At 37.9% G+C, this 9,881-nt stretch carries 9 protein-coding genes; 4 read left to right on the top strand and 5 right to left on the bottom strand.

All coding sequences use genetic code 11. From position 1 onward, the window contains the following. Window positions 1–104: 104 nt before the first annotated feature. The 4 genes from lpdA to pdhA all read right to left on the bottom strand — a co-directional run bounded on the left by lpdA (window position 105) and on the right by pdhA (window position 4,998). On the bottom strand, window positions 105–1,517 hold the full coding sequence (lpdA, locus tag V7183_RS19165; RefSeq protein WP_097895005.1) for a dihydrolipoyl dehydrogenase: 1,413 nt from the start codon (window positions 1,515–1,517) through the stop codon (window positions 105–107). 5 nt (window positions 1,518–1,522) lie between these two features. Next, window positions 1,523–2,809, bottom strand: coding sequence for a dihydrolipoamide acetyltransferase family protein (locus tag V7183_RS19160; protein ID WP_335360489.1), 1,287 nt, complete (start codon window positions 2,807–2,809; stop codon window positions 1,523–1,525). Window positions 2,810–2,901: 92 nt separating this feature from the next. Then, window positions 2,902–3,879, bottom strand: a complete 978-nt coding sequence (pdhB, locus tag V7183_RS19155; RefSeq protein WP_097895003.1) for a pyruvate dehydrogenase complex E1 component subunit beta — start codon at window positions 3,877–3,879, stop codon at window positions 2,902–2,904. Window positions 3,880–3,882: 3 nt separating this feature from the next. After that, window positions 3,883–4,998, bottom strand: coding sequence for a pyruvate dehydrogenase E1 component subunit alpha (gene pdhA / locus V7183_RS19150; protein ID WP_097895002.1), 1,116 nt, complete (start codon window positions 4,996–4,998; stop codon window positions 3,883–3,885). A gap of 512 nt (window positions 4,999–5,510) precedes the next feature. Between pdhA and V7183_RS19145 the strand changes: the two genes are divergently transcribed. Both V7183_RS19145 and def read left to right on the top strand, forming a co-directional pair. Next, a complete protein-coding gene (locus V7183_RS19145) occupies window positions 5,511–5,666 on the top strand; it encodes a YjcZ family sporulation protein (protein WP_097895001.1) in 156 nt (51 codons plus the stop codon). A gap of 207 nt (window positions 5,667–5,873) precedes the next feature. Next, complete coding sequence (gene def / locus V7183_RS19140; protein ID WP_097895000.1) at window positions 5,874–6,428, top strand: peptide deformylase; 555 nt, start codon at window positions 5,874–5,876, stop codon at window positions 6,426–6,428. A gap of 79 nt (window positions 6,429–6,507) precedes the next feature. Here def and V7183_RS19135 read toward each other — a convergent pair whose 3' ends face one another. Continuing rightward, window positions 6,508–7,281 carry a Cof-type HAD-IIB family hydrolase gene (locus V7183_RS19135; RefSeq protein ID WP_335360488.1) on the bottom strand — a complete coding sequence of 258 codons (774 nt, stop codon included), beginning with the start codon at window positions 7,279–7,281 and terminating at the stop codon, window positions 6,508–6,510. A 578-nt stretch (window positions 7,282–7,859) separates the two neighbouring features. Here V7183_RS19135 and V7183_RS19130 point away from each other — a divergent pair. Next, entirely contained in the window at window positions 7,860–8,072 is a 213-nt protein-coding gene (locus V7183_RS19130; RefSeq protein ID WP_097894998.1) for a DNA-dependent RNA polymerase subunit epsilon, read from the top strand. A 3-nt stretch (window positions 8,073–8,075) separates the two neighbouring features. Continuing rightward, the gene (rnjA, locus tag V7183_RS19125; RefSeq protein ID WP_097894997.1) at window positions 8,076–9,743 is read left to right on the top strand and encodes a ribonuclease J1; all 1,668 of its coding nucleotides are present in this window, start codon (window positions 8,076–8,078) and stop codon (window positions 9,741–9,743) included. Window positions 9,744–9,881: the final 138 nt, after the last annotated feature.

The raw sequence follows: 9,881 nt of genomic DNA, 5'->3' as shown, positions 1-9,881 counted from the left end.
CATAATGACCTTGCTAACCATACTAAAGCTTTAAAAGAATGATTCATAAAATAAAAAAGAACCCGTCTCTTAAAAATAAGAGACGGGTTCTTTTTTATTTTATATTATTTTACAATGTGAATTGGCATTCCAAGAGCAACTTCAGCTGCTTCCATTGTAATTTCACCTAATGTTGGGTGAGCATGGATTGTTTGAGCGATATCTTCTGCTGTCATTCCAGCTTCGATAGCTAAACCAATCTCAGAGATAATGTCAGAAGCACCTGCACCTGCAACTTGTGCACCTACAAGAAGACCATCTTCTTTACGTGTTACAAGTTGTACGAAACCGTCTGTGCTGTTTAATGATAATGCACGACCGTTTGCAGCGAATGGGAATTTAGAAACTGCTACTGTCATTCCAGCTTCTTCAGCTTGTTTCTTAGTGTAACCAACAGATGCTAATTCTGGATCAGTGAAGCATACTGCTGGAATTCCGATGTAATCGATTGCCGCTGCGTGACCGCTAATTGCTTCAACAGCTACTTTACCTTCGTAAGAAGCTTTATGAGCTAATGGTGGTCCAGGAACGATATCACCAATTGCATAGATGTTTGGTACATTCGTACGGCATTGTTCGTCGATTTCGATTAGACCACGGTCAGTCATTTTAATTCCAACTTGCTCAAGACCGATTTCTTGAGTATTTGGACGACGACCTACAGTTACTAATACGTAATCTGCTTCTACAGTTTGTACTTCGCCTTTAACTTCGAAGCTAACTTTTACACCGTTTTCAGTTTCTTCAACGCCTTTAGCCATAGCTTTTGTATGGATTGTTACGTTACCTTTTTTCTGAAGGGCACGTTTTACAACTTGGCTCATTGCTTTTTCAAAACCAGCTAAGATTTCATCGCCAGCTTCTAATACAGTAACTTCAGTACCGAAGTTTGCATATGCAGTACCTAATTCCATACCGATGTAACCGCCGCCGATTACAACAAGCTTTTTCGGAATTTCAGGTAAGCTTAAAGCACCAGTTGAGTTAAGAACACGTTTAGAGTATTTGAATCCAGGAATTTCAATTGGAGTAGAACCTGTTGCAAGAACAGCATTTTTAAACGTATACGTTTGAGCTGCATCTTCAGTCATTACGCGTAATGTGTTTGCATCTACAAAGTAAGCTTCACCGCGAATGATTTCAACTTTGTTACCTTTAAGAAGGCCTTCAACACCGCCAGTTAATTTCTTAACTACGCCGTTTTTCCATTCTTGAACTTTTGTGAAATCAACTGTTACGTTCTCAGCAGTGATACCCATGTCATCAGAATGTTTTGCATTCTCATAACGGTGACCTGCATTGATTAATGCTTTAGAAGGAATACATCCAACGTTTAAGCATACGCCACCAAGGTTAGCCTTTTCAATAATTGCTACCTTTTGACCTAATTGTGCTGCACGAATTGCTGCAACATATCCACCAGGACCTGCACCAACAACGACTGTATCTAATTCAATTGGGAAATCTCCTACTACCATTGTTATTACGCCTCCATTACTAATAATTGTGGGTCGTTCAATAAACGTTTAATTTGGTTTAATGCTTTTTGAGCAGTTGCGCCGTCAATTAAACGATGGTCAAAGCTTAGAGATAATGCTAATACTGGAGCTGCAACGATTTCACCGTTTTTCACAACTGGTTTCTCAGCGATACGGCCAATACCAAGGATTGCTACTTCTGGGTGATTGATAACTGGAGTGAACCATTGTCCACCTGCAGAACCAATGTTTGTAATTGTGCAAGAAGCACCTTTCATTTCAGCTGGAGCTAAGCGACCGTCACGTGCTTTACCAGCAAGTTCATTGATCTCGTTAGAGATTGTGAAGATAGATTTGCGATCTGTATCTTTAACAACTGGTACTAATAGACCTTTGTCTGTATCAGCTGCGATACCGATGTTGAAGTAATGTTTATGAACGATTTCTGAAGATGCATCATCTAAAGAAGTGTTCAACATTGGGTATTCACGTAATGCAGATGTTAACGCTTTTACAACGTATGGAAGGTAAGTTAATTTAATACCTTTGTCAGCTGCAACAGCTTTGAACTTTTTACGGTGAGCAACAAGTTCTGTTACATCTACTTCGTCCATTAATGTTACGTGAGGAGCTGTGTGTTTAGAGTTAACCATTGCTTTCGCAATTGCTTTACGGATACCGCTCATTTTCTCACGAGTTTCTGGGTATTCACCAGCTGGAATTGGTTGTGCTTTTGGTGCTTCTTCTTTCGCTGCTGGAGCTTCTGCCGCTACTGGAGCTTCAGTTGCTGCTACTGCTGCTTGTCCACCATTTGCAAATGCATCGATGTCAGCTTTTACAATACGACCGTTTTTACCAGTACCAGCTACTTTAAGGATGTCTACACCTTTTTCACGTGCATATTTACGAACAGATGGCATAGCAATTACGCGCTCATTAACTACTTCTTCAGTTGCTGCTGGAGTAGCTGCCGTTGCTGGAGCTTCTTCTTTTACTTCTTCAGCTTTTGGAGCTTCGTCATGATCGTCACCTTTAAATTTAAGGTTTTCATATCCAGGAGCGTCAAATTTAACAAGAACATCTCCTACTACTGCTACTGTACCTTCTTCTACAAGAATGTCAAGTACTTTTCCTTTAACTGGAGAAGGAATTTCTACAACTGCTTTATCATTTTGTACTTCAAGAAGTACATCGTCTTCGTTTACTTCATCGCCTGGTTTAATAAACCATTTTACGATTTCACCTTCGTGGATACCTTCACCGATATCTGGTAGTTTAAATTCAAATGCCACGGAATTCAGCCCCCTGATTTATATCATTATTATGGAATAAGTGCAAAAGAAATCAGCATGTGCTGATTTCTTTTGCACATGAAAAACTAAAATTAGAAGTTCATTACTTTGTTAACAGCTTCAACAATATCTTTATGGTTTGGTAACCATACGCTCTCAGCTTGAGAGAATGGGAATACTGTATCAGCAGCTGCAACACGTACAACTGGAGCTTCTAAGTTTAAGATTGCACGGTCGTTAATTTCCGCCACAACGTTTGCTGCAATACCAGCTTGTTTTTGAGCTTCTTGAACAACAACTACGCGGCCTGTTTTTTCAACAGAAGCGATGATTGTTTCGATATCTAATGGTTGAACTGTACGTAAGTCAACAACCTCTAAAGAGATACCTTCTTTTTCAAGTTCTTCAGCAGCTTTTAATGCAGCGTGTACCATCGCACCATATGCGATAACAGATACATCTGTACCTTCGCGTTTAACATCAGCTTTTCCTAAGTCAACTGTGTATTCGCCTTCTGGTACTTCTTGACGGAATGAACGGTACAATTTCATATGCTCTAAGTAGATAACTGGATCGTTGTCACGAATCGCAGAAATTAAAAGGCCTTTTGCATCGTATGGAGTAGATGGAATAACAACTTTTAGACCAGGTTGTTGTGCAACTAATCCTTCTAAGCTATCAGCGTGTAATTCTGGAGTATGAACGCCACCACCAAATGGAGAACGAACTGTAATTGGAGCAGTCCAACGTCCACCAGAACGGTAACGTAAACGAGCCATTTGACCAGAAATTGAATCCATTACTTCGTAAACGAAACCGAAGAATTGAATTTCTGGAACTGGACGGAAGCCTTCAAGTGCAAGTCCAACTGCAAGTCCACCGATACCAGACTCTGCAAGTGGAGTATCCATTACACGGTCTTCACCAAATTCAGCTTGTAAGCCTTCAGTAGCACGGAATACACCGCCGTTTACACCAACGTCTTCACCAAATACAAGTACGTTAGGGTCATTTTTCATTTCAACGCGTAAAGCATCAGTGATTGCTTGAATCATTGTCATTTGAGCCATGGCTTACTTCGACTCCTTTTCTTTGTAAATTTCATATTGTTCAGCTAAGTTGTAAGGCATTTCTTCGTACATGATTTCCATTAAATCAGTTACTTTTTGTTTTGGAGCTTGGTCAGCCTTAGCAATTGCTTCTTTAATGTCTTCTTTAGCTTGTTCGATTACTTTTTCTTCTTCTTCTTGAGACCAAATGCCTTTGTTCTCTAAGAATGCACGGAAACGTACGATTGGATCTTTTTGTTCCCATTCATTTTCGATATCTTTTGTACGGTAACGAGTTGGGTCATCACCAGCCATTGTATGTGGACCATAACGGAATGTTAAAGTCTCAATTAAAGTAGGGCCTTCACCATTTACTGCGCGCTCACGAGCAAAAGCAGTTGCTGCATATACAGCTAATGGGTCCATACCGTCTACTTGAATTCCGTAAATACCTGCTGCAACTGCTTTTTGTGCTACAGTTTTTGCTGCAGATTGTTTTTCTACTGGAGTAGAGATTGCGTAACGGTTGTTTTGAACAACGAAGATTGCTGGAGCTTTGAATGCACCTGCAAAGTTCATACCTTCGTAGAAGTCACCTTGTGAAGCACCACCGTCACCAGTGTAAGTAATTGCAACAGATTTTTTACCACGTAATTTCATACCTAACGCAACACCAGCAGTTTGGATGATTTGCGCACCGATAATGATCTGTGGAGCAAGTGCATTTACATCTGCAGGCATTTGGTTACCCATGAAGTGTCCACGAGAGAATAAGAATGCTTGGTATAATGGTAAACCATGCCATACTAATTGTGGAACATCACGATATCCTGGTAAAATGAAGTCTTCTTTTTCAAGAGCAAAATGACTTGCTAATTGAGAAGCCTCTTGTCCAGCTGTTGGTGCGTAGAAACCTAAGCGTCCTTGACGGTTTAAAGAAATAGAACGTTGATCTAGTACGCGAGTATACACCATACGGCGCATTAATTCTTTTAATTGATCATCAGTTAATTCAGGCATTGCTGCTTCATTTACAACTTCGCCTTTTTCATTTAAAATTTGTAATGTTTCAAATTGAGCTGCGATAGCTTTCATTTGCTCATCAACATTAAATAGGGTCTTTTTTGTTTTAGTACCCATTCCGTTCACCTCTTCCTCTCTTGAACCATATTCTGAAACGCTTTCACTAGCAATTGGCTAGTCCGAAAACGCAACCATGTAAACCAACAAGCTCACCTGTCGGTTGAGAATAATTTTGTGTACCTAACAATCTGTACTAATGTTTTTTATGAAACATATTAATACAATCTTGATCACGTTTTTTAGTTTACAACTATTCTAATCACGATGTCAATTACTTTGGTTACGTTTTTTTATGAAGAACATTAAGTTTTCCACGATACCTACGTGTTTTTATTTTCACATCTGTATTAGTAGGCAATAACCTACTGTTATATTATTCCCTATTTAACCTACTTTTGATCATAGAATAATATGTAAACGATTTAATTCTCCTTAGTTTTTCTCTCTTTGTAATAAAAATATGCAAGCTCTTCTTCCATTTCTAGATAACTGCCCATACATTCTTACCTACCCCTCCATACATTATAGTAACCGCAATATTAGCGGGAACTGATAAAGGAGGTCATCTCATGTACGGATACACATATTGTTATCCAACTTGCTCATATCCTTCCTATGGCTATGGCGGTTCTTGTGGCGGCGGATGCGGATCTGGCCGCGGCTTTGCCTTAATCGTTGTGTTGTTTATCCTTTTAATTATCGTTGGTGCAGCTTGCATTCGTTAATGTAAAACAAAACAACTATGGAAAGGAACAGGCGGCTTTGCCGTCTTTTCTTTTTATCACAAGAACATTTATCGCTAAAGCATGCTATTCAAAATATCCTCTTCTAAAGTTTCTTCTGTAAACTATATGTGTATAGAATCTCCATGTACTTTACCATGACTTTTTTCATCTCCTTTGGTAGACTAAAGGAGAAAGGAGAGATTACATATGCTTACAATGAATGATGTAATTCGTGAAGGAAGCCCCGTTCTAAGAGCAGTAGCAGAAGAAGTACCACTGCCGGCGAATGAAGAAGATACACGTATATTACGAGAAATGATTGAATTTGTGATCAATAGTCAAAACCCTGAAATGGTTGAAAAATATAAATTACGTCCTGGAATTGGATTAGCAGCTCCACAAATTGGTGTTTCAAAAAGAATGATCGCTGTTCATGTTACAGACACCAATGAAACATTATATAGCTATGCTCTATTCAATCCAAAAATCATTAGCCATTCTGTTGAACGTACATACTTACCAGCTGGTGAAGGTTGCTTATCCGTAGATCGTGAAGTGCCTGGCTATGTTCCTCGCTATACAAGAATTACAGTTACAGCAACTACTATTGATGGTGAAAAAGTGAAATTACGTTTAAAAGGATTACCAGCGATTGTATTCCAACATGAAATTGATCATTTAAACGGTGTAATGTTCTATGATCACATTAACCAAGAAAATCCTTTTGCAGCTCCTGAGGATGCAAAACCTCTAGAACGATAAAAAAGCAGAAGCCACAGCTTCTGCTTTTTTGACTACTATCTATTTCACTTCTTTATGGAATGGTTTCCATAATCTCTTATTAAAGTAATCCAGCCCACTGCAACCCATGACGGATACCATCTTCACTAACATCTTTCGTCACATAATTTGCAAGCTTTTTCAATTCCTCATGACCATTCCCCATCACAATACCTGTTCCTACCGCTTCAATCATTTCTAAATCATTTAACCCATCTCCAAAAGCATAAACCTGTTCACGTTTGAATCCTAATTTCTCAATAAATTTTTCAATTCCTTTTGCTTTTGAACCGCCATTTGGGATAATGTCCATCGAATACGCATGCCAACGAATAAAGTGGAAATCTGGGTAATCATGAAGAAACTTTTCTTCTTCACCTGCTTGGCAAAAAAGAAGTGTTTGATAAATATCACGATTTTCATAAAAACTTGGTTCATATACTGGATGTTCAAATTGCAAACTACCAAAGCTTTCTTTTACATAGGCATGATATTCTATTGTTGCTTTCATATCCTCATGATCCAAATAAACTAGAGGATATCCTTCCTGTTTTGCAAACGACGTAAAAGTACGTAGCGTCTCTGGATGCAATGGATTTTTAAATATAACCTCGTCTTCAAATACTACATATTGTCCATTAAAACTTACATAGTTATGGATATTAAGTTCATTACGAATGTCTTCAAACATGAACGGAGCACGTCCTGTTGCAATTGCTACATGTACTCCTTTTTCTTGCAAAGCACGTACGGCTTCCCTTGTAGATTGCGGGATTTTTTTATCATGATCTAGCAATGTTCCATCAATATCAAAAAAGACAATTTTATCATTCATTTACCAAAACCCTTTCTACCCCTTCTATATTCCTACTCTGATTATTACTTTTCAAATTCTAAAAAAAAGTATAACATATTAAACATCTGTGAAGAAAGCGTTCACTTCCTAACCTTATTTACAAAAAGTGCATATACTATCAAAAGGATGCTGATATTTGTTCGAATGAATTTTCTTTTCTAATCTTTCCCATACTATACCCATAACTAACGGCTACCGTTCGTTAATACGGGATAACCTATACGGAGAACGAAAACTCATTCAATCATTAAAACAGCAATCCACTCACTCCCATTCTATCATCATTAAGAATATAGAAGGAAAGAGTTCTTACTCATAAGCATGAAATGCATATGCACGTTTAAAATAAGGAAAGGAAGGAGTAATCATGCTGAAGAAGCTGAAGAAAAAGCTAAAACGCTATTTAAATGATTTAGTTCGTAAAAAGACAATTGCTTAAATGGTGCCCATTTCGGGCTTTTTCTTCATTCCCATTCGAAAAAACATGAAAATCATCACTGTTTGCTTTATAATAGGTAACAGATAATGCAAAACATAGACAAGGAGAGGTTTTCCCAATGATTTTTAAAGTATTTTATCAAGAAAAAATGACTGAGGTTCCAGTACGTGAAAATACAAAAGTTTTATATTTAGAGGCTGAATCTGAAAGAGATGTTCGTACAAAGTTAAAAAAGTTCGCATATAATATTGAGTTTGTTCAGTCTGTTACTGGCGCTCATCTTGAATACGAAAAGCAAAATGCTGATTTAACACTAACGGAGATTGTATAATTTATGAAATTCCTAAAAAATGATCAGGTTGCCGTTTTTGCTCTTGGTGGACTTGGTGAAATCGGCAAAAATACATATGCTGTTCAATTTCAAGATGAAATTATTATAATTGATGCTGGAATTAAGTTTCCAGAAGACGAACTTCTCGGAATCGATTACGTGATTCCTGATTACACTTATTTTGTACGAAACGAAGATAAAATTAAAGGGCTATTTATCACACATGGTCACGAAGATCATATCGGTGGGATCCCTTACTTATTACGCCAAGTGAACATCCCAATTTACGGTGGAAAATTAGCAATCGCCTTAATTAAAAACAAATTAGAAGAGCACGGATTACTTCGTAAAGCAAAACTTTACGAAATTCAAGAAGATGATGTTATTAAATTCAAAAAGACATCTGTTTCCTTCTTCCGTACAACGCACAGTATTCCAGATTCCTATGGAGTCGTTGTGAAAACACCACAAGGACAAATTGTTCATACGGGAGACTTTAAATTTGATTTCACACCAGTTGGTGAACCTGCAGATTTAACAAAAATGGCCGAAATCGGTAAAGATGGTGTACTTTGTCTCTTATCCGATAGTACAAACAGCGAAGTCCCTAACTTTACAATGTCTGAAAGACGCGTTGGTGATAGCATTCAAGATATTTTCCGCAAAGTGGAAGGACGTATTATCTTCGCAACCTTTGCATCAAATATTCATCGTTTACAGCAAGTTGTCGAAGCTGCTGTTGAAAACAATCGTAAAGTAGCTGTTTTTGGCCGAAGCATGGAAGCAGCAATTGAGATTGGTCAAAATCTTGGTTATATTCGCTGTCCAAAAGATACGTTTGTAGAATCATCTCAATTAAATCGACTACCAGCTAATCAAGTTGTCATCTTATGTACAGGTAGTCAAGGAGAACCAATGGCAGCACTTTCTCGTATTGCTAATGGTACACACCGTCAGATTCAAATCATTCCTGGCGATACAGTGGTTTTCTCTTCTTCACCAATTCCAGGAAATACTGTTAGTGTGAGCCGCACAATCAATATGTTATATCGTGCTGGCGCTGATGTAATTCATGGGAAACTTTCAAATATTCATACGAGTGGACACGGTGGACAAGAAGAACAAAAACTAATGCTACGTCTAATTAAACCTAAATATTTCATGCCAATCCATGGTGAGTATCGCATGCAACGTATGCATATGAATTTAGCAAACGATTGTGGTATTCCAGAAGAAAATTGCTTCATTATGGATAATGGTGATATTCTTGCCTTACGTTCAGATGAAGCGAGCGTTGCTGGAAAAATCCCATCCGGCTCTGTTTATATTGATGGAAACGGCATTGGAGATATCGGTAACATTGTATTACGTGACCGTCGCATTCTTTCTGAAGAAGGACTGGTTATCGTAGTTGTAAGCATCGATATGAAAGAATTTAAAGTTGCAGCAGGACCTGATATCATCTCTCGTGGATTCGTTTATATGCGCGAGAGCAGCGATTTAATCAACGATGCACAAACATTAATTACAACACATTTAGAAAAGGTAATGGAGCGCAAAACAACACAATGGTCTGAAATTAAAAATGAGATTACAGATACATTAGCACCATTCCTATACGAAAAAACAAAACGTCGTCCAATGATTTTACCAATCATTATGGAAATATAAGAAAGACAATGCTACCGAGTAAGCAGTTCTTTTTTATGAAGAAACACTATAAATAGCATAGTAATAAAAAGACCAATTCGCATAGCGAGTTGGTCTTTTTAAATCAATGATATAATCATGATTAATGACTTTTAATAT

The sequence above is a fragment of the Bacillus sp. JJ1127 genome (genome assembly GCF_036965845.1).
Taxonomy (GTDB): Bacteria; Bacillota; Bacilli; order Bacillales; family Bacillaceae_G; genus Bacillus_A.
Note: the sequence above shows the minus strand (reverse complement) of the source record. Positions and strands in the feature narration are given on the sequence as shown.